Source organism: Enterococcus sp. SMC-9 (assembly GCF_021011285.1).
Lineage (GTDB): Bacteria > Bacillota > Bacilli > Lactobacillales > Enterococcaceae > Enterococcus_C > Enterococcus_C montenegrensis.
Map to the genome: position 1 here is coordinate 304,154 of NZ_JAILYE010000001.1, position 19,412 is coordinate 323,565.

Below are 19,412 nucleotides of genomic sequence, written 5' to 3' on the forward strand. Positions count from 1 at the left end.
TCTGTTCATTTCTAAGCCAAACCAGTTTTTACTTTCTGTTCGCTTTACAAAAACAAACACATGTTCGTATAATAAAGATGAAAGAAGGTGATTCGATGGAAGCAAACTTCGATTATCGTAAAGAAATTGTTCAAGATATTTTATTTATTGATGTCAAATCCTTTTATGCAACCGTGGAATGCGTGATGCGCAACTTAGACCCCTTAACCACGCTTTTGGTCGTAATGAGTAGTGAAGATAATACCGGTAACGGTTTAATCCTCGCCTCTTCTCCGGCGGCAAAAAATAAATTAGGAATCACAAACGTGACCCGAGCTGACAATTTACCCGATCATCCCAACCTTTTAAAAGTGCCGCCGCGCATGAGTTTGTACATTAAAGAAAATATGCGTTTTAACGCTATTTTCAAGCAATACGTGGCTGATGAAGATTTATTGCCTTATTCCATTGATGAATCCATTTTAGATGTTAGTCATTCTTTAAATTTATTTTATCCCGATCCGACGGAATCACGGTATATGAAACGTATGCGTTTGGCTCACCACATTCAAAATGAGGTTAAAGAAAAGTTGGGGTTAATTTTGTCCATTGGCATTGGTGATAATCCACTTCTGGCAAAACTTGCACTAGATAATTTTTCCAAACACAGTCCTAGTTTCATTGCTGAAATTCGTTACCAAGATGTTTTAACCAAAGTTTGGTCTATTCCCGAACTAACAGATTTTTGGGGCATCGGCCGCCGTATGAAAAAACGCCTTTACAATTTAGGAATTGATACGATTAGACAATTGGCCAATAGTGATCCCATCATCCTAAAAAGTCACTTTGGCATTTTAGGTTTGCAACTTTACTATCATGCAAACGGGATTGATCGCACGATTATTGCCGAAAAATCACCTCCTACCAAAGAGAAATCTTATGGCAACAGTCAAGTTTTACCAAAAGATTATACAGATCAAAAGGAAATTGAAATTGTAATAAAAGAGATGGCTGAACAAGTTGCTGCCCGCATTCGCCGTCACCATTGTCTCAGCCAATGTGTATCTGTATATATTGGTACTAGTCGTGGTGGTGAAAAAGACAGCTTTTCTCATCAAATGAAAATTACAGCCACAGATAATACAAAAGAATTAATCCACTACTGTCTAACTATTTTTCGTAAGTATTATACGGGGCAAGTTGTCCGTCATATAGGAATTAGTTATGGAAAACTTATTTATACAAATGCGAAGCAGTTGAATTTGTTTACTTCCCCAGAAGTCCAAATAAACGATGAACGTTTAGATAAAATTATCGATAAAATTCGGACAAAATATGGATTTGCTGCGATTATTCACGCGACAAGCAAATTAGATGGTGCCCGCAGTCTAGCCCGCAGTCATTTGGTCGGCGGACATAACGGCGGTGCCGGTGGTTTAGATGGTCTATAGACAAAAAGCCACTATTTTGTAAGTTTTCTTACAAAATAGTGGCTTTAAGTTTATTTATACTTTAGCGATTGATTGAACGAGACACACGATTAATGGTGTGGCGCATCCCTCGAATTGCAATAGACATTTCGAAAATATTTTCTGCAGGTGCCATGCCGCCATAGCCAGCATCGCCAATATGTTGCAAATCAACGCCACATATTTTATTAGTGATCGCCATTTGTCGTAGCGTTTCTGGACGTGCACTTTCTTGGCTAGTACCGATGGCAGTCATTGTTAGCAGATCATTTTCTTTTGCCAATTTTACCGCTTCAATTAAATCTTGCTCTAAAAAGCCTTGAATCGTTCCAACAGCTGGTAGTAATAAAATATCTGCTCCTGCCTTGGCATAAGCAGCTACAGCCTCTTTGGTCACAACCGGTTCACTTGAGCCTGCGCTGTGCATTTTTCCAGCAATCACTAGGCCTGAAAAATGTTCTTTGGCAATTTTGACAGCATCAGCAATTGCAGCGTTGGTTACACCGGTGCCGGGGTTTCCAGTAAAACAAATAAAATCAACACCTAATTTTTCTGCTTCTTGAATTGTTTCAATGGAACTTGTTCGTCCCTTAGAGATGACAACTTGCTCACTCATCAAATCCAACTCGGCGGCAATAGGCTCTAAATTAATGCCAATTGGTCGTCCTGTTAATTTTTTTAAAGTTGGGATTGGATTTTCAATCACTGTTTTTTCATCAAAAATCATTTCTGGTGTTAAGCCCGGCATCCCAAAAACAACTGGCCGAAAACAATCAAAACCATTTAATAAAATTAAGTCAGCGCCAAATGATGCTGCTACCTCTGCATTGGTTACATCCATTGCTTGTGGAATTGTTTGCACAACCGTTTCTGTTACAATTACACGACCTTCACTTGCTTTAATCGATTGTTTCAATTCTTTGGCACTCATTTTTTTTACATCACTATAATCAGCACTAATTAATCGTTTTACCATTTGTATTCCTCTTTCTTTACGGACGACTTGCATCCTTTATCACTTCAGGCTAAAATATAACAGTATGTTCCCGTAGCTCAGTCGGATAGAGCGGTCGCCTCCTAAGCGACAGGCCGCTGGTTCAATTCCAGTCGGGAACGTTTTGAAGTCCGTTTAGGGCTTCTTTTTTATTTTAAAAATAGTCCGCTAATAGCGGTTTTTCTGATGGTAGCAATTTTTCTAAGGCATAAGCCAGCTCTGGTGTTACATCAATTTTTTCTTCTGCCTGTAAAGATTTGATCTTCACACTACCTAAAAACAACTGTGTAAAGCTTTGTGGCGTGGCTTTAATCTTTGGCAACAAACTTTCTTTAACCTTGGAAACATTCCCATCTGGATAAATCTCGTATATACCATTATTAGCTGGCAAATAATTATCCTGATAAATTTCAATAGCGAAATCTGACAGAATCTTTTCTTGCCAAGGAAATGATTTTAAAAAGGTCGCCACATTGACAACCCGCGCCATCATATAAGGTAAAATCTTCACTTCTACTTGTGGATCCAAAACTTGCAGTAATTTGGTTGTACCGCCAAACGGATGCGTCCAATGAATTGTTTTGACTGTGCCGCTATGTGCTGCAATAAAATCATGCAAACTTCTTTTTCCTTTTTCTGACAAGGCCACTAATTCTATGATTTCCAATTTATCGACGCTAATTTGATAAACAACGTAACCACACTTTACCCCGTTTTCTTCATATAGTGCAAAGTTAAAATTTTTATGCAAAGAAAATTTGTAGGTAAACCACCACTCAGCCCGCAACATTCCCCCACGCATACTTTCAGTACTTTTTTGATAAATTTCTGCCATATTCTTTTGCGCTACTTCAAAAGAAACACGGCTGACTTTACCGTGACTTTGACCGCCAAAAGGCCATTTTTCTGCTAGAGCCTCATAACGAATTTGCAAAAATGCTGTCTCATAGCCATAGCGGCGATAAAAAGGATAGGAAAACGGTGCTAAATAAGCTAACTGTACGCCCTCATCATAACTGTCTTCTAGCACTTGTTTCATAAGCTTATCAATACGACCTTGTTTGCGAAATTCAGGATAACTGGAAACATAGCCAATTCCCCTCATTTCAAACGTCTGATTCCAAAAATTGACTAAAAAAGGCGTAGCCATAATTTGACTAACCAATTTCTTTTCCGCCAAAGAACCATAGTTTTTAGAATTTCGGGCCAGATATTCAAAACGTTCAACTTTTGTAGCGCTCTTCTCACGAGCAAAAGCATAAGCCGCCAAGTCAAACATCTGGTCATTAAAATTTGATTTCATCTTTACAATTGTCACCGGTTTTCCCTCCAAACGAAAAAAGGTGGCCATAGCCCCCTTTTTAATTGGCATTTGCCATATTTTCTAGCATCTTACCAAACTGGCGCTTGCGGAAAAATCCTAGCATAATGCCTAAAATCATATCATTCATTTGTTGCATAAAACCAAAAGATTGCATATTTTCGTTATAGCTGACTTTACAAGTCTTGTCGTTAATTGGTGTAATTTCATAGCGGACGACAAATTCGTTACGGCTTGTTGAGGTTTTAAATTGATATATTTGATTTTCAACCAATTCTTCAATTGTAATTTTGGCACTGCTATTTTTCGAAAATTGCTTCACGTAGGAAAGATTTTTTAATTGTTTGCGTGTAATATTTTTCCCCGTCGCTTTTCTGACATCAAAAATAACTGAGTCCATCATCTTATCAAAAAATTTTTCTGCTGAAATATTCAAATTTTTTTCTACTTTCATGCTTTATCGCCTCTTTCACGTTTTGGCGTTTTGCCTTTTAGAAATAATAGTCCACCAACCAAAATAAACGCTAACCCTACTATCAAACGTCCCACATTCATTTGTTGCGATGGTCCGCTAAAACTATAAATAGTGATTAAAAAGCCGATACTACATAAAAACAAGCCATTCTTTACCATATTTATCATCCTACTTCCTACTTTTACACCTTTTGTTAAATCCATTTTTTCTAAAGCGCTGCTTTATGCTTTTATTTATGCTTCTACTGCAGCTTGGAAATATAAAACAGATCCCCAAGGCTGTGCTTTAATTAATTGTTTTGCAGTAGTTGCTGCTTGCTCTTGGTCACCAGTTACTTCAAAATATAATTTGATCCCTTTTTTTTCTTTGAAAGAATAGCTGATCCCAGCTTCATTATACTCAGCCAATAATTTTTTTATTTCTTCTTGTTGCATCGCACTTGCAATACTAATCATGAAAATTCCTCCTTAATAAATTTATTACTCCTAGATTGCACTTTTAACTTTTTTACAGCAAAGCTTTCTATACTTACGTTAAACTGCCTTGACGGTTTTATTTTCCCATAAAATTCTTCATAAGAAAAGAACTGCTTCCACCTCTTTGGGAAGCGAAAACAGTTCTTCGACATTTTATAAATCAGTTGGTTGAATCTTATTTGCTGCAATAACAAATGGTGTGTAAATTACAAATGTTACAGCCATACAAATGATTGAAACAACTACTGCACGCCAGTCCATTGCTGTCGCTAACAATGCATTTAGAATTGGTGGTGTTACCCAAACAACTTGTTGTGATACTGGGTTTACCCAACCAGCTTGCGTTGCAAAGAAACCGATTGAAACAGATACTAGTGGCGCTAAGATATAAGGAATGAATAACAATGCGTTTAATACAATTGGCATCCCGAACATAACTGGTTCGTTAATATTGAAGATACCAGGGCCAACACCCAAAGTACCAACTGCACGGTAATCTGCGCGTTTTGAGAAGATTAAAATCGCAATCAAAAGCATCAAGGTACCACCGGCACCACCAAACCATGCATAAATATCAAATGAACCACGAACCCATTTGTAACCATCGTCGATAACGGCAGACATACCGCCTTCTTGGAACAAGTTAACGTTTTTAAGTTGTGCTACAGAGAATACACCTTCTAAAATTGGTGCTAATACGTTGGTACCATGAATCCCGAAGAACCAGAATAATTGTACGAATAAAGTCACAATTAATACGGCGCCGTAACCTTGAGAGAAACCAAGCAATGGTTTAGCAATCATTTCTTGAATCCAAGCCAATAATGTCATACCTGGAACTAATTTAGAGAAGATCCAGTAGAAAAGTGCTACTGCATATAAAGCAGCTGTCGCAGGAATAATTGCGGCAAAAGCTTTTGAAACTGCTGGTGGCACTTGTTCTGGCATTTTGATAGTAATATTAGCCAACATTAATTTACAGAAGATAATACTTGCTACAAAACCAACAATCATTGCGGTAAAGTAGAAGTTTGCATCCATGTTGTTTAATGGAATCCAGCCCCACGCATTTGCTGTAATGCCATCAGCAGTTGCAGACCAACCGCTTGTTGCAGAATTCGCATTGATTTGATCAACTAAGTCTGCAGGCATTTTTTGTGCTAATGTACCAGAGTAAGAATACGTTACACCAGAAATAGCGGCCGCAAGAGACACGATACCACCGGCTAAATCATTAACACCATAAGCACGAGCTAAGTTAAAGCCCCATGAAAAGGCGAAGATAATCCCGGCGATTGCTAATGTACCATTCCAAACGTAACCATTGATTGTAATGATCGTACTAATAAGAGCAAAGATACCTTTTCCTTCAGCAATGCTGGCACCCCAAGTTGAGATAAATTGCCCTGGTAAATCACGAATAATTGCGTTGATCATAACGGCTACTGAACCGGCCATAGTAGCAGGCATCGTGCCAATAAAGGCATCCCGTAAAGCAACCAAATGTTTTTGGGAACCAATTTTTGCTGCGATCGGAAGCACGTGCTTCTCTAACCACGCTGTTAATGCATCCATTTTATTTCCTCCTAATAAAAAATTACAGGTATCATCCTTTTAACAAACAACCACGTATAAAAAAGATGTTTTAAACTGCTCACCTGCCTAGCAGTAAGCTAATTATTTAATAAACCTGTAGCAAGCCTATTTTTCGGCTTCCATTTTTGCCATTTTGCGATAAACATCAATAATTTCTTTTGCTAAATCAGTGACAGCAATGGCAGTCATTAAATGATCTTGACTGTGAACAGTCAAAAGTGTTACAGCAACATGTTTGCCTTGTGCTTCTTGGGTTAACATATTGGTTTGTGAATGATGTGCTTCAGTCAGAGAATTTTCCGCGTCTGCGATTTTTTTATCTGCTAATTCAAAATCACCTTTTTTAGCGGCTTGAATTGCTTCCATCGCATCACTTTTGGCATTCCCACCATACATGATCAAACCCATGATGGCTTCCAAGCTTTGTTGTTCTTCCACAAAATTCCCTCCTAACGATTATTCTTCATTCATCAATTTTTCAGCTTGCGCCAAAACTTTTTCACCATTCATCATGCCGTAATCTGCCATGTTGATAACATCTAATTTGATGCCTTTTGGTGCAACTTTTTGTTCAAATTGCGCTTTCATAAAGCGAACTTGTGGGCCAAGTAATAATACATCAACATTTTTTTCTTCCAAAATATTGTCTGCTTCAGATGCTGAAACTGCGAAGATATCGGCATCAATACCTTTTTCTTCAGCTGCTTTTTCCATCTTGGTCACAAGTAAACTTGTACTCATCCCTGCTGAACAAACTAACATAATTGTTTCTTTTGCCATTTTATCTCACCTCTTTTTCATTTATCTTACACTTAACTATAATGCAAGAAGTGTGCCAAAATAAAACAACGATTAAAACGCTGTTATTAAAGCGTTTTAATCGTTGTTTTTTAATACACAGAACACACACACAAATTACACACTAATTTTTCTGTGTAAGCGGATACGTACTGGTGATTTTATTTTGTTGGATCATTTGGACGATATAGGCAATCTCATCATCACTAAATTCGACCTGATAATTTTTGGCAATTGGCATTAGACTCGTTCTCAGTAAATCACACTCCAAGCGATATTTCTTTTGAAAACTAGTTAAATTATCAAATTGTCGTGAAGTTCCGCCATTTCGCAAATTATCAATTAAAAAGGCAAGATGGATCATAATGCCCGCATCCACACTTGGTTCTAAAACTGCATGCATTTGTCCTTCAACATGATGTAAAAGCTGTTGCAATTGCATCATCAACTGTTCGACCCCACTCACACTCGTTAAGGCTTCTTGGAGGGACTTCCCAATTTTTTCAAGGGGGATATCATCGTTTACGATTTGTTTTAATACACGCAATCGCTCGTTATCAAATATTTCATAAGCTGAAAAGAAAGGAATATTTTGATAATCAATTTCTACGGTTCCGGCAATTGCTTTAATATCATATTCCGCCATTAGTGCGTCAATGTGTTGTAAGAAAGCATTTTTTTCAATAAATTGCATTTGAATGACTTCTGTTTGCGATTTATCAACTACCGGTGTAATGCGCTCATATAATTTACTAGCAACACCTTCGCCGGTAAAACAGGTTACAACGACGGCTTTCTTTTGTTTTTTCTTATGAAGATTGAACTCATCTTTTACAATTGCTTTAAAAGACAACAATGTATTTTGATAAATATCTTCTAAAGTTCTTCCCATGTCCACCATCCGCAGTGCTTCTAAAACCACCATCGTACTAGTCATAGATACTGCTTTTGTTCGAATACCGGTCTCTTCATAAATTAGATCACCAAAAGAATTCAAAGAACCCATATCTGTCAGAAGTAAAATGCCGCCGGTCAGTTTTGCCTCATTTTGTTGCACATAGCTTAACAATTGATTGTAAATGGTTTGAACTTCCATATCCAAACTCATGTTAAAGGCGATACCTGTTGTAGTATCTAATAATTCTTGGGCTGTTTCTAACATTGAAGTTGCCGTTTGCTTACCGTGCATCAATACGATAACCTCAACGTTTTTTTCTGGTAATGCGGTATTTTGTCCCACTTGAATGGATAAAAACATACTAATAAAACCGATCTCATCAAAAGGAATCTCAATGTGACAGCGTTCTTCAATAATAGTAGACAAATCGAGTGCCACTTGAAATTCTTGTTTAAAGTTTTTTCGGATATTATTTAAATCCGGATGAATAATCGTATGCCCATCTTTTAAACGTTCGATCGTGCTTTGCAAATGGAGCGCAAAAGCAAAGCGGGCCTTTTCATTGTATTTTCGCTCCAAGCGCTCTTCAGCCACTTCATAAAGTTCACTGGTCAACTGCCAAATCCCTTTAGGTAGCAATTCCTTGTGCAATGTACTTTGCGTTAATTCCTCAACATATGTTTCAAAATAAGCATCCACATCTCCTAAAATCAATTGCTCTAAATCAACGTTGTTTAACTCTTGGTCAGATAATGTGGTGACTTTTTCTTCAATTGCATTGTAAACTTGCATATTCCGTTCTGGATCTTGACTCCATACTACTTCGGTTGCACCAGGCTCAAAGCTAAGTAAGTTTCCCTTGCCTTCCAAAAACTGTTTTAAATCTTCGCTGTAGTCTTTGCGCATTAACAGCCCTTTTTGGACCGGCAGAGATAAATCTTCCTTGCGGACCAACAGACTGTCTTGTTGTTTGGTTCGGTAATGTAAGAATGCTTTGGCACAGACTAATTTTAAATCTCGCTTTATTTGCCCAATATTACCTTCAGCTTGGTATAACATAAATGCAATAATCGCATCTTGTTCTACTTCAATCTTTTGTTTTAAGCGGTTGGCTTCTTGTTTAATAAATAGCGTAATGATTTCATACCGTTCATCCAAAGAGCGGGCCTTGATACTTGGCAATGTAATCGACATTGGAATGCGGCGATTAAATGTTGTCAAAAAATTCTCTGAGGATTCTGTTGTCGCCCCAATAATTTGGACTGCAGCCTCATAGGTCTTATTACTTTCTCCGAGTGGACGATAGACCCCTTTATCAATAAAGGTAAAGAGCATTTCTTGTCCTTCTGGAGGTAGGCGATGAATTTCATCTAAAAATAGTATGCCATTGTCAGCTTTAGCAATTAAACCTGGGCTATCTTCATTAGCTCCCGTATAAGCCCCTTTTTTAATCCCAAAAATGTGACCAAATAATAATTGCGGGTTTTGTGCGTAATCCGCACAATTAAAGGATACAAAAGGAGCATCTTTTTTTAAGGTTTGGGATTTTAACGCAAACTGATACATACACTCGGCAAAAAGTGACTTCCCTGTTCCAGTATCACCAAAAATAATAGTATGTAGTCCCCGCGGTGGATATAAAATTGCGGCTTTGGCTTGTTGAATGGCTACCTTTAAAGAACCTGTCTCCCCCACTAACGCATCAAAGGTCACTGCAGAAGAATTATCAACATGTACTTGTTCTTCTGATAAGGGTTCATAGATTACTGGTCGACCAGGATTTTTTACAATCCGTTGCTCTTTTGCCAATTCATTTAAATAGCGGCTGGCATTGGTTCTATCAATATTTAATAACTCCGCAATCTGAACAGCCGTCATTCCTTGTTTGCGCATTTCTAATGTGTGTAAGATTTCTTCTTTCCGTGAATTCATGACAAGCTCCTTGCCTCATTTTTTTACACTCTAAGAATAGCACAAAAAAAGGCGCTAAACGCGCCTTTTTCCAATATTTTTTTGTTTCTTGTGACGTTTCTTATTTTTCTTTTTGACAATACTCTCTTTAGTGTGCAATTTAGGCTTTGGCTTTTCTTTTTCAATCGGCAGCTTCTGAGATTTTTTCTCATTTTCATTAATAACAGGACGCGTGTCAACAAGCTGACCGCCATAAAGAAAAACTTCCTTTAAAGGCAACGCCATTTTTTTCGTCATTTTTTTTAAGTAAGATAAATCATTTTCTGCCACTAGCGTAATAACGGTTCCTTTTTTACCCATTCGCCCCACACGACCAGCACGGTGGAGGTAACTAGCATCGTCCATAGGTACTTCTACATTGACAATCATCGGTAAATCAGCTAAATCAAGACCGCGAGCAGCAACATCGGTAGTCAATAATCCCTTAATTTTATCTGCTTTAAAAGCCTGTAACGCGGTTTTGCGTAACATTTTATTTTGATCAGAGGCCAGTGTTGCTACTGGTAGGTTGTGATATTGCAATTTTTCTGCTACCGCCCCAAGCTCTGCTACTTCGTTAAAGAAGATCAAACTGCGAAAATCTGCCACATGTAATAATTTTTTTAACGTATCTGCTTTTTTACGCTTTGAAGTCATTAAATAAAGATGAGCAACTTCACCTTGACTATTATCTTCTTTGGTGACATCAATCAGTGTAAAATCATCTTTGGTAATCGTTTTAATTTCTGGCAAGACACTTAAAGCAGTTGCTGAAAAGAAATTCAACTGACAAGATCGATCTAGATGTTGCAATATTCCTTTGGCAATTTCTAAGGCCTGGCCAGCTAACAATTGGTCGGCTTCGTCAAAAATAACTGTTTGTAACTGATGACTTTTAATTTTTTTAGTTTTCATCAATTCCAACACACGGCCAGCAGTACCGATTAAAATTTCTGGTTTTTCTTTTAACTTTTCTAGTTGGCGCTTTGTATTGGCACCACCGATTAAAGGTTGTACCTTCAATTGGGTTTTCTCTGTCCAAAAACGAGCCGTCTCAAGTACTTGCATCGCCAATTCTTGGGAAGCAGTCAAAATCAGCAATTGATTACCACCACCTGGAGTTACTTGCATTAGACTTGGTAGTAAATAAGCAACTGTTTTGCCGGAACCAGTTGGTGCCACGCCTAAAACATTTTGTCGCGTTTTTAAAGGTTCAAAAACTTGCTTTTGAATTAGTGCTGCATTTTCATAGCCGGCTTTTTGCCATTGCTCTAAAAGCGTTGCCGGTAAACTTTCTGGTATCATGAATTTTTTTCCTCATCTTTTTTATCAGCAGCAAAGCTAATCCCTGCTTGCTGCCGCAAATCGTAAATTAATTGGTTCACATTCCGGGCTAATTCAACCCATTCTTCATATAAAACACCTTGATTTTTATCGGTTGGATGATTCATTACATTGGCAAATGCCAGTGCTTCTTCCTCCATTGGATTTTCTTTTAAGGTAATTGGCAATAAAAGCCGTTTTTTAGCATTCCGATCATAAAACTCTGCTTTTTCAAAAGAATTGATGCCATTTAAAGTCAAAGTCCCATTGTCAAAATAAATTTCAGATGGTAAAAACGAATCGCCAATTTTTCCTTGTAAAATGGTGACGTCAAATAAATCATAGCGTAAAATAATCGTGCCAATGCCATCGACATCCGTTGCAATTTTGCGGGCAAAGTAATGGGCCTTTTGGGGCACACCAAACCAACCTAACGCCGCATATAGTGGATAAACACCTAAGTCCATGATGGCGCCACCTGAAAATTGCGGTGAAAAAATATTGGGTTCCTCGCCGTCTAAAACAGCATCATAACGAGAAGAATATTTCATAAAAGTAAAGTTGGCACCAATGATATGATCTTTCAAAGGTAAAAACTCACTAATTGTATCAAATGCTTTTTCATGAATATTGCGTGCTGCTTCAAAGAAAAAGACATTGTGGAGATTGGCTAATTCGATAATTTCGTCCATTTCTTGTGGGGTTGAAAAAGCTGGTTTTTCAACAATGACATTTTTCCCTGCAATAATCGCAGCCTTGGCTTGCTCAAAATGGAGCGCATTGGGAGAAGCAATGTAGATAGTGTGCAAATGGGCTAAATTGAAAAAAGTCTTCAAATCTGTTGCATACTCGACATCTTCATGGTAGCGACGACCAAATTCTTGAGCTTTTTCCAACGAACGGGAATAAACCGCGACTAAGTCATATTTTTTCGTCGCAAGGGCTGCCTCCACAAATTGATGGGTAATCCAGTTTGTACCAATAATACCTAAATTAATCATATTTCTCGCTCCTTTACTTTTTTAATCTTCTTAACCGTCGTTAACTTCATTGGGATCAATAAAAGGATAAGCCAAATCAAAGGGGACTTGCTTTTTAAGTATGACCTGATTTGGTTCTACTTTACAATTATACGCTAAAACTTCAACGCCGTCTGCCATTGCTAATGCGAAATTTTCAGCTAATTGTGGTTGCATCTCAGCATGAATCGTCGCTTTTGTAATTTTCTCAAATTGAACAATAAATAAAACGTAGGTAAAATAACCTGCATCGTGGGCCATTTGCAATTCTTTCACGTGTTTTAATCCCCGTAAAGTCGGAGCATCGGGAAAAGCGCCAATGCCTTTATTTTCCAATGTCATTCCTTTTACTTCTATAAAAGCTTTCGCCCCCGTATCGCTTTTAGCAAATAAATCAAACTTGGAATTACCATAAGTAACTTCTCTTTTTAAGCTAGCTAACTTTCCGGGAAAATGAGGTAAGTTGATTTTCCCTGTCAAAATACCTTCATAGGCTAAAGCATTTGGTAATTGGCTATCAATATTAATCCACATCGCATCTTTTTTGACCGCTACGAGATCATAATCTGTTTTTCGTTTCGGACTTGGTTGATAATTTAAGGCCACTAAAGCGCCTGCTAGTAAGACTTCCTTACCGCGACCAGTATTTTTAACGTGGACTACTACCACTTCATCGGTTTCAATTAACTTACAATGACAAATAAAACGGTTGTCTCTGACAATAAAATGCGCCATTCTAATATTTTCGTATTGCATCTTCTCACCTGCCGGCTAAATCTTATCATAAAAAAGAAAAATACTGCAATCTCCAACTTTAGACCGAGGGCTAGAAAAATTCCCTGTGCTATACTGCAATCACTGCTAGCTAAGGAGGTATACCTGATGAAAAAACATTTTCCGTTATTGCTTGGAATTTCTGTATTAACTGGATTGGTGGGTACTATTTTTTGGCATAAAAATAAACAACAACCTTCAATTTTTATCGGAAGCTGGTTTTATCAGACGCCTTTGGAAAAAGTTCATTTTACAATTAATGACAACTGGCAGCTCACAAGAAATTTAAAACCAATTCAAACGACTCTGGTTGAATTGACCCCTGAGCACTTGATTCTTTTAGATGAACTAGGTTATAAGTTAACGTTTGTTTTAAAAGATGGACGCCTTCATTTTTATGATGAAACCGAAATTGACGGAAGTTGCCATATCTTATCGCCAACTTCCCCCAAAAAAGGAAATGAAGGCATTCCAGTAGCTTGATTTCATAATTATTGTTATACTAATTGTGAGGATTTGTAACCGTAGCCAAAGTAACTTATAGAAAGAGGGTTTTGAGTATGCTTGCAACGATGATTACATTATTTACAATGTTTAGTTTGGTCGTATTATTGGGCATTTCAGCCTATGCAGTTTTTCGTTATATCAATGACGAAAATCAAATGGAGAAAGTTCCTGTTCGCGTAAAAAATCACCACCGCAATTAAAGTTCATTATTTCTAGTAAATTAAGCCATCAAAATCAAGGTAGAATTGTTAATTTTCTCTCTTGATTTTGATGGCTTTTTTAATTGAACCCGCTTTTCACTTTTAAAATTTTCGTCGTAGCCTCATCTGCTTATTCTATCTTATTTTCCTCCTTAGATTTTCTTTGATAATTTTTCTTGTATTTTTTACGAAACTTTATTGGGAACAATTGTTTTGTCTGCTAGTCTTTGATAGAATTACAACTTGTAATGTCTAATTAAAGGAGCTTATCATGAAAAAAATACAGCAAATTCTGCTTACTCTTTTGCTTTTTTGTTTTACCTTTGGCTTTGCCACCAATGTCGTAGCCGCTGAGGAAACTAATAATAATTTTAAAATCAACGCCAAAGGAGCGATTGCCGTTGATTTTAAAACCGGCAAGATACTTTATAATCAAGCTGGCGACACGCCGATGGGAATTGCCTCTATCACTAAAATTATCAGTCTTTATTTAGTCGAAGAAGCTGTCAAAGAAAAGAAACTAAATTGGGAAGATACTGTTGCGATTTCTGATTATGCCGCTAATTTAAGCGTCACCCCAGATCTTTCCAATGTTCCTTTACACAAAGAAAATACTTATACCGTTAAAGAATTATTTGACTCTGCTATTATCCAATCGGCCAACGCTTCTATTGTTGCATTAGCAGAAAAAATTGCTGGATCTGAGGCCAAATTTGTCGACCAAATGCGCGTCCAATTAAAAGATTGGGGCATAGAAGATGCTAAAGTTTATAACGCTTCTGGTTTAAATAACCAGTATTTGGGTGACAATCGCTATCCCGGCTCTGCGGCGGATGCAGAAAATCTTTTATCCCCACGAGATGTCGCAATTGTTGCCAGCCACTTAATTAAAGATTATCCCGATGTTTTAAAAGTTTCTGCGACTACCACCCAAATGTTTGGCGCTAATACCCAATCGCCCGTAGAAATGGTCAATTGGAACTGGATGCTTCCAGGATTTATCAATGCCAAAGAAGGCGTAGACGGACTTAAAACAGGTACAACCGAATTAGCCGGTGCTTGTTTTGTTGGCACGATTCAAAGAGATGGACAGCGAATTATAACCGTTGTTTTAAATGCGACCGATCACAAAAATAATCCCAGTGCCCGTTTTGTCGAAACAGGTAAATTAATGGACTATTGTTACGATCACTGGCAGCAAAAAGAAGTTTTAAAAGCTGGTAGTCAACTGCCTAAACAAAAAAATATTGCCATTACAGATGGCAAGCAATTAAAAACGACTATTTCATTAAAAGATTCCGTTACATTATGGGTCAGAGATGACTTAACAGAAGAATTAATCATTACACCAAAATTTGACACTAAAAAAGTCAGTGACGGTGCTGTCAAAGCCCCTGTTGAAAAGGGCGATGTAATTGGAAAAGCTACAGTCAGCTTAAAAGGAGATAATCTAGGCTACTTAGAAAAAGCGCCTAGCCATGAAGTCTCTATTGTAATTGACAAAGCTGTAGAAAAAGCCAATATCTTTGTCATCTTCGGCCGCAAAATTGAGAACTTTTTCCAATCAATTTTTTAAAATGAACATACAAATGGCTACAAAGCCGCCCTCTACTTTTGAAAAATACCCATGCAGTTTTCAGAAATTGTTTCAAATTTAAAAGTTTTTTGCTTATTTTTCCTAGAGGGATTTATTCAGCAGAAAGTTTTACACTTTCTGCTAGTTAAAAAGTAGTACGAGGAACACTTTTTAAAGTGTCACGCGTACTACTTTTTTTGTAACGGGTAGTTCCTTGTTTTTTGAAGTTGTAATTTTTATTACAGGCACACTTAAAAGTACGCCATAAAAATTTTATCATAGGATTTAAGATTATTACGATTATACTTAAATTGCTGAAACAACTGCTGAAATTGGAAAATACAGCTCAACTTCCCCTGGTGCAAAATCAGGTAAATAATGTTCTTGAATGGCTGCTGTTAACGTGACATTATTTTGAGGTAAAATTTCTACCAACATCTTTTCAGTCATGTCGGCTAAATTTGCCTCATTGGTTTTAATTACGAAATACTCTAGTTCTGGCATCTCCCACTTTTGCCATCCCAGTGGTACTTTTGTGTCATTGGGTACAGCCATTCCCGCCAAATACCGTCCGATTTCACTCCAAGGATACAACCACTCACTTTGATCGCTCATAAGTCCCCACAAATGAATTTCCTCAGGTTCCACGAACACATTTGCTGCTATTTCTTCAAAATGTTCATTTACACCATCCCATAATAATGGTACCCAAGAAGAACCTTCTGCTGCTAAGCCTTTGCCTTCTTTGCCGATCACAGTAAAAGCTGGTAGACTCACACGTCTTATTTCACCTAACTCCATTTCATCCCTTCTTTCCACGCATTTATGTTTATTGTACTAGAAAATAACTTTTTTAAAAAATCATAGCTTTTTGACAAGCCAAAACAGTTACAATCCGCTATACTAAAAATGATTAAGGAGTTGAACATATGAATTTTTTACCAGAAATTTTATTAGCAATTTTTTTAGTTGGGGGAATATTGGCAACAATTTCATGGCGTAAAAAAAAGCCAGACCCTGATACGATCTTTTTTTGTCTCGTCTGGAGCTGTATTTGTCTAATTTTTTATTTTGCGGGCATTGAAATGTTGAACGGCGGGTACTTTTTTAGCTTGCCCCTTGCTTATTTAGCTGTTTTTTTATGGAGCTATTTTAAAAATAAAGCTCGCTTATTAAACGGGGTCTTGTTTAATATTTTGATTTTTGTCTTTGGTTTTTATTTAATCTATAACGTCAGCATTACCTCCAGCATAGTTGCTTTTGGACTTTTGGGTCTCGCTCTTGTCTTATTAGCGGCGGTTTTAATTTTCGGTTTTGTTTCTTTACTTATTTTTCTATACTGGAATGCACTGATTGTTTTACGCAAAGAATCCCACTCACTGGCCAATATGCTAACCTTGTTACTAGCTATCTTTTTAACGATTTTCTTAATTTACGATTTTTTCATCGCCCAACGCTTACCTGAATGGCTAACCATGATTTTAGCTGCACTACCATTTATGATGGGTTATTTTGCCTTAGTCTTTTTTAACTTTTTAAGTGTTTCTATTTTGTATCAATTTAATCACCCTAAACCAAATCAAGATTATATTATTGTCCTTGGAGCAGGACTTTTAAACGGCGATACCGTATCCCCACTTTTAGCCAAACGCATTGACGTGGCGATTAAATTTTATCAGCATCAAATAAAAGTAGCTGATAAACACGCAAAGATTTTAATGTCTGGTGGTCAAGGTTTAGATGAAAAACTACCAGAAGGTGTGGCAATGGCCAACTATGCGCAAGCAAAAGGTGTAGCTGCTGCTGATTTATTAATTGAAGATAAGTCCACTACCACCTTAGAAAACATGCAGTTTTCTAAAAAAATCATGGACCAACTTCAGCCATTGCCTTATAAAGTAATTTTCACATCCAACAATTACCATATTTTTCGTGCTGGAATTTATGCCCATCAAGCTGGTTTAAAAGCAGATGGAATTGGAGCTAAAACTGCCCTTTATTACTTGCCAAATGCCTTTTTGCGTGAATATATCGCAATTGTCGCATTGCATAAAAAACGGCATTTTATTATTTGCGGCTTAATTATGGCACTTTTTATTTTCTTATCTGTCATGTCATTTTTTATCGGTTAAGAGCTAAGTAAGATTAAATGCTGCATTAATTGAACTACAAAAAAGGCAGAACAAAAGTTAGTTAACTTTTGTTCTGCCTTTTTACTTTAAAATGAAGTTTTATGTCCAAACAACTGATTGAAACGGACTTTCATTGACTTGGTCATTGGTTCTGCTGCTTCTTTAATTGCACAATACTTATCGACCATCGTTACGATATAACTTTCTTTATATTTAGGTGGCGCAATTGTTGCCCCCCACATATGTTTCAAAATAATATCTTTTTCTAACGGGGATAATTCAGTGATTTTTTCCGCATTTTTAACGGCAATTCTAGGATGCATATAAGCATGAGAACCTTCGTCAAATTTCGTCGTGCGCCAATCATAGTAAAATAGATCATGTAAAAGGCCTGCTCTAGCTGTTGCTTTTGCATTACCGCCCCATTTTTTTGCTAATTTATAACTGTAATAAGAAACACTTAATGAATGTTCCAAACGTGTCGAATTTACGTGTTGTTTGTATTGGCTCAACTTTTGTACTTCAGGTGTTGCCAGCAAATCTGCTACATAAGACATATATTCAGAATCTTTGCGCCAGTTTTCAATCATTTATTAAATAGCCACCTTTAGCTTATCTTTTTTCGTACAAGTGTAAGTATAGCACCTTTTTTAAACATTTAAAGAAAGCGGACTCAAGCTTAACAGTTCTTTAAAATATTTCAATTGCTACAATTTAAAGTAATATAATAAAATCCCCGCTGCAATTCCCACGTTTAAAGACTCGGCTTGTCCCAAAATTGGAATATAAAGATTTTGGTCAGTTAACGCCAACAACTCTTGGGTGACACCTTGTCCTTCATTGCCAACCAAAATAGCCACATCACCTTTTGGTACTTCATTGAATTTTTTGGCATCTTTATTTAATTGCGTACCATAAACGGATACCCCTAGTTGTTTTAACGCTTCAATTGCTGTAACAAGATTCATGGGAATAACCGGCAAGTGAAAATTACTTCCCTGCATACTCCGCAAAACTTTAGTACTGTAAAGATCCGCACTGCCTTCTCCTAAAATTACCCCATCGTAACCAGCTGCATCAGCGGTTCGAATAATCGTTCCCACATTTCCTGGATCTTGCACCCGATCTAATAAAATCCAAGCGCCTTTTTTTAATTGCACTTGTGATTTCATTTTGGCTACCACTGCAATAATCCCTTGAGGAGTTGGTTGTTCTGAAAGTTCTTTTAAAATGGTTTCTGGTACCAAATAGCAAATTGCTTCATAATTTGCCAAAAAGTCGCCCCATTCTTTTTGACCACGTTCGTTGACTAAAATAGTCTGAATTTGGGCGCCGCTTTTATGGGCCTCTTCAACTAAGTGGAAACCTTCTAACAGATATTGGGCTTGTTGATCCCGGTATTTTTTTTGATGGAGCTTTTTTAACGTTTTAACTAACGGATTTTTATTTGATTGAATTTCTTTCATGGTTTCACCTCGCCTTATTATAGCATTTTCAGCAGAAAGCTTGTGGGATGTCAGCAAAAAAGCTATCATTAAATTAAGATAAAAATGAGGTGATTATCATGCGGAAAGTAAGAATGAATGTACAAGGCCGAGTGCAAGGAGTTGGCTTTCGTTATACAACTAAAATGTTAGCAGATCGATTAGGCATTCATGGTGCAGTTTGGAATGAAGCAGATGGCTCAGTGGGAATTGAAGCTTTTGGCCCACAAGAGGCAATGGAGAAATTTATTGCAGGCGTCAAAGCCTCTCCTTCTCCGGCCGGTCACGTAACTTATTTAGATATTACCGATGATCCAATGATTAAAGAGCGGGACACTTTTGAAGTGACCTTTGGCTATTAGCGGCTAAGCCGCTTTTTTTATGATAACGCTAACTTTTTTATGCGAATCATAGCCTTTATTCTTGAATATTTTGTGAAGC

Annotated in this window: 21 protein-coding genes and 1 tRNA gene; 7 read left to right on the top strand and 15 right to left on the bottom strand. The window is 37.2% G+C overall.

All coding sequences use genetic code 11. The annotated features are described in order from the left end of the window. Nucleotides 1-95: 95 nt before the first annotated feature. Nucleotides 96-1,430, top strand: coding sequence for a Y-family DNA polymerase (locus K4422_RS01590; protein WP_230708807.1), 1,335 nt, complete (start codon nucleotides 96-98; stop codon nucleotides 1,428-1,430). Nucleotides 1,431-1,491: 61 nt separating this feature from the next. On the opposite strand, the gene K4422_RS01595 is transcribed toward K4422_RS01590, so the two are convergent. Beyond that, complete coding sequence (locus tag K4422_RS01595) at nucleotides 1,492-2,424, bottom strand: DUF7916 family protein (RefSeq protein WP_206903085.1); 933 nt, start codon at nucleotides 2,422-2,424, stop codon at nucleotides 1,492-1,494. A gap of 66 nt (nucleotides 2,425-2,490) precedes the next feature. Here K4422_RS01595 and K4422_RS01600 point away from each other — a divergent pair. Beyond that, nucleotides 2,491-2,564 (top strand) — tRNA-Arg (locus K4422_RS01600). A 32-nt stretch (nucleotides 2,565-2,596) separates the two neighbouring features. Here the strand turns inward: K4422_RS01600 and K4422_RS01605 are convergent. The 11 genes from K4422_RS01605 to sfsA all read right to left on the bottom strand — a co-directional run bounded on the left by K4422_RS01605 (nucleotide 2,597) and on the right by sfsA (nucleotide 13,054). Beyond that, complete coding sequence (locus K4422_RS01605; protein ID WP_230708809.1) at nucleotides 2,597-3,814, bottom strand: GNAT family N-acetyltransferase; 1,218 nt, start codon at nucleotides 3,812-3,814, stop codon at nucleotides 2,597-2,599. Further along, nucleotides 3,804-4,217: a DUF3284 domain-containing protein gene (locus tag K4422_RS01610; protein WP_230708811.1), complete on the bottom strand. Its 414-nt coding sequence runs from the start codon at nucleotides 4,215-4,217 to the stop codon at nucleotides 3,804-3,806. The genes K4422_RS01605 and K4422_RS01610 overlap by 11 nt, the downstream gene beginning before the upstream one ends. Then, a complete protein-coding gene (locus K4422_RS01615; RefSeq protein WP_396139483.1) occupies nucleotides 4,214-4,396 on the bottom strand; it encodes a hypothetical protein in 183 nt (60 codons plus the stop codon). The genes K4422_RS01610 and K4422_RS01615 overlap by 4 nt, the downstream gene beginning before the upstream one ends. A 75-nt stretch (nucleotides 4,397-4,471) precedes the next feature. Then, a complete protein-coding gene (locus K4422_RS01620) occupies nucleotides 4,472-4,693 on the bottom strand; it encodes a hypothetical protein (RefSeq protein ID WP_206903089.1) in 222 nt (73 codons plus the stop codon). A gap of 174 nt (nucleotides 4,694-4,867) precedes the next feature. Further along, entirely contained in the window at nucleotides 4,868-6,289 is a 1,422-nt protein-coding gene (locus K4422_RS01625; RefSeq protein ID WP_206903090.1) for a PTS sugar transporter subunit IIC, read from the bottom strand. A gap of 126 nt (nucleotides 6,290-6,415) precedes the next feature. Beyond that, the gene (locus tag K4422_RS01630; RefSeq protein WP_206903091.1) at nucleotides 6,416-6,748 is read right to left on the bottom strand and encodes a PTS lactose/cellobiose transporter subunit IIA; all 333 of its coding nucleotides are present in this window, start codon (nucleotides 6,746-6,748) and stop codon (nucleotides 6,416-6,418) included. Between the two features lie 18 nt (nucleotides 6,749-6,766). Beyond that, a complete protein-coding gene (locus K4422_RS01635; RefSeq protein ID WP_016172413.1) occupies nucleotides 6,767-7,090 on the bottom strand; it encodes a PTS sugar transporter subunit IIB in 324 nt (107 codons plus the stop codon). Nucleotides 7,091-7,232: 142 nt separating this feature from the next. Continuing rightward, nucleotides 7,233-9,938, bottom strand: a complete 2,706-nt coding sequence (locus K4422_RS01640) for a sigma 54-interacting transcriptional regulator (RefSeq protein WP_206903092.1) — start codon at nucleotides 9,936-9,938, stop codon at nucleotides 7,233-7,235. Nucleotides 9,939-9,992: 54 nt separating this feature from the next. Then, the gene (locus K4422_RS01645; protein WP_230708813.1) at nucleotides 9,993-11,261 is read right to left on the bottom strand and encodes a DEAD/DEAH box helicase; all 1,269 of its coding nucleotides are present in this window, start codon (nucleotides 11,259-11,261) and stop codon (nucleotides 9,993-9,995) included. Continuing rightward, complete coding sequence (locus tag K4422_RS01650) at nucleotides 11,258-12,280, bottom strand: Gfo/Idh/MocA family protein (RefSeq protein ID WP_230708815.1); 1,023 nt, start codon at nucleotides 12,278-12,280, stop codon at nucleotides 11,258-11,260. Before K4422_RS01650 ends, K4422_RS01645 begins: the two co-directional genes overlap by 4 nt. 30 nt (nucleotides 12,281-12,310) lie before the next feature. Then, a complete protein-coding gene (gene sfsA, locus K4422_RS01655; protein WP_230708817.1) occupies nucleotides 12,311-13,054 on the bottom strand; it encodes a DNA/RNA nuclease SfsA in 744 nt (247 codons plus the stop codon). 126 nt (nucleotides 13,055-13,180) lie between these two features. Between sfsA and K4422_RS01660 the strand changes: the two genes are divergently transcribed. The 3 genes from K4422_RS01660 to K4422_RS01670 all read left to right on the top strand — a co-directional run bounded on the left by K4422_RS01660 (nucleotide 13,181) and on the right by K4422_RS01670 (nucleotide 15,355). Beyond that, nucleotides 13,181-13,555 carry a DUF4828 domain-containing protein gene (locus K4422_RS01660; RefSeq protein WP_230708818.1) on the top strand — a complete coding sequence of 125 codons (375 nt, stop codon included), beginning with the start codon at nucleotides 13,181-13,183 and terminating at the stop codon, nucleotides 13,553-13,555. 77 nt (nucleotides 13,556-13,632) lie between these two features. Beyond that, nucleotides 13,633-13,779, top strand: coding sequence for a hypothetical protein (locus K4422_RS01665; RefSeq protein ID WP_206903097.1), 147 nt, complete (start codon nucleotides 13,633-13,635; stop codon nucleotides 13,777-13,779). Between the two features lie 271 nt (nucleotides 13,780-14,050). Further along, nucleotides 14,051-15,355, top strand: coding sequence for a serine hydrolase (locus K4422_RS01670; protein WP_230708820.1), 1,305 nt, complete (start codon nucleotides 14,051-14,053; stop codon nucleotides 15,353-15,355). A gap of 306 nt (nucleotides 15,356-15,661) precedes the next feature. On the opposite strand, the gene K4422_RS01675 is transcribed toward K4422_RS01670, so the two are convergent. Beyond that, complete coding sequence (locus K4422_RS01675) at nucleotides 15,662-16,156, bottom strand: GyrI-like domain-containing protein (RefSeq protein WP_230708822.1); 495 nt, start codon at nucleotides 16,154-16,156, stop codon at nucleotides 15,662-15,664. A 128-nt stretch (nucleotides 16,157-16,284) separates the two neighbouring features. Here K4422_RS01675 and K4422_RS01680 point away from each other — a divergent pair, with 128 nt between their 5' ends. Next, a complete protein-coding gene (locus tag K4422_RS01680) occupies nucleotides 16,285-17,487 on the top strand; it encodes a YdcF family protein (protein WP_230708824.1) in 1,203 nt (400 codons plus the stop codon). Between the two features lie 86 nt (nucleotides 17,488-17,573). Here the strand turns inward: K4422_RS01680 and K4422_RS01685 are convergent, their stop codons facing one another. Together K4422_RS01685 and K4422_RS01690 are read right to left on the bottom strand one after the other, a co-directional pair. Further along, entirely contained in the window at nucleotides 17,574-18,077 is a 504-nt protein-coding gene (locus K4422_RS01685) for an HD domain-containing protein (protein ID WP_230708826.1), read from the bottom strand. Between the two features lie 117 nt (nucleotides 18,078-18,194). After that, a complete protein-coding gene (locus K4422_RS01690) occupies nucleotides 18,195-18,953 on the bottom strand; it encodes a TrmH family RNA methyltransferase (protein WP_230708828.1) in 759 nt (252 codons plus the stop codon). 98 nt (nucleotides 18,954-19,051) lie between these two features. Here K4422_RS01690 and K4422_RS01695 point away from each other — a divergent pair, with 98 nt between their 5' ends. Next, a complete protein-coding gene (locus tag K4422_RS01695) occupies nucleotides 19,052-19,333 on the top strand; it encodes an acylphosphatase (protein ID WP_206903103.1) in 282 nt (93 codons plus the stop codon). Nucleotides 19,334-19,412: the final 79 nt, after the last annotated feature.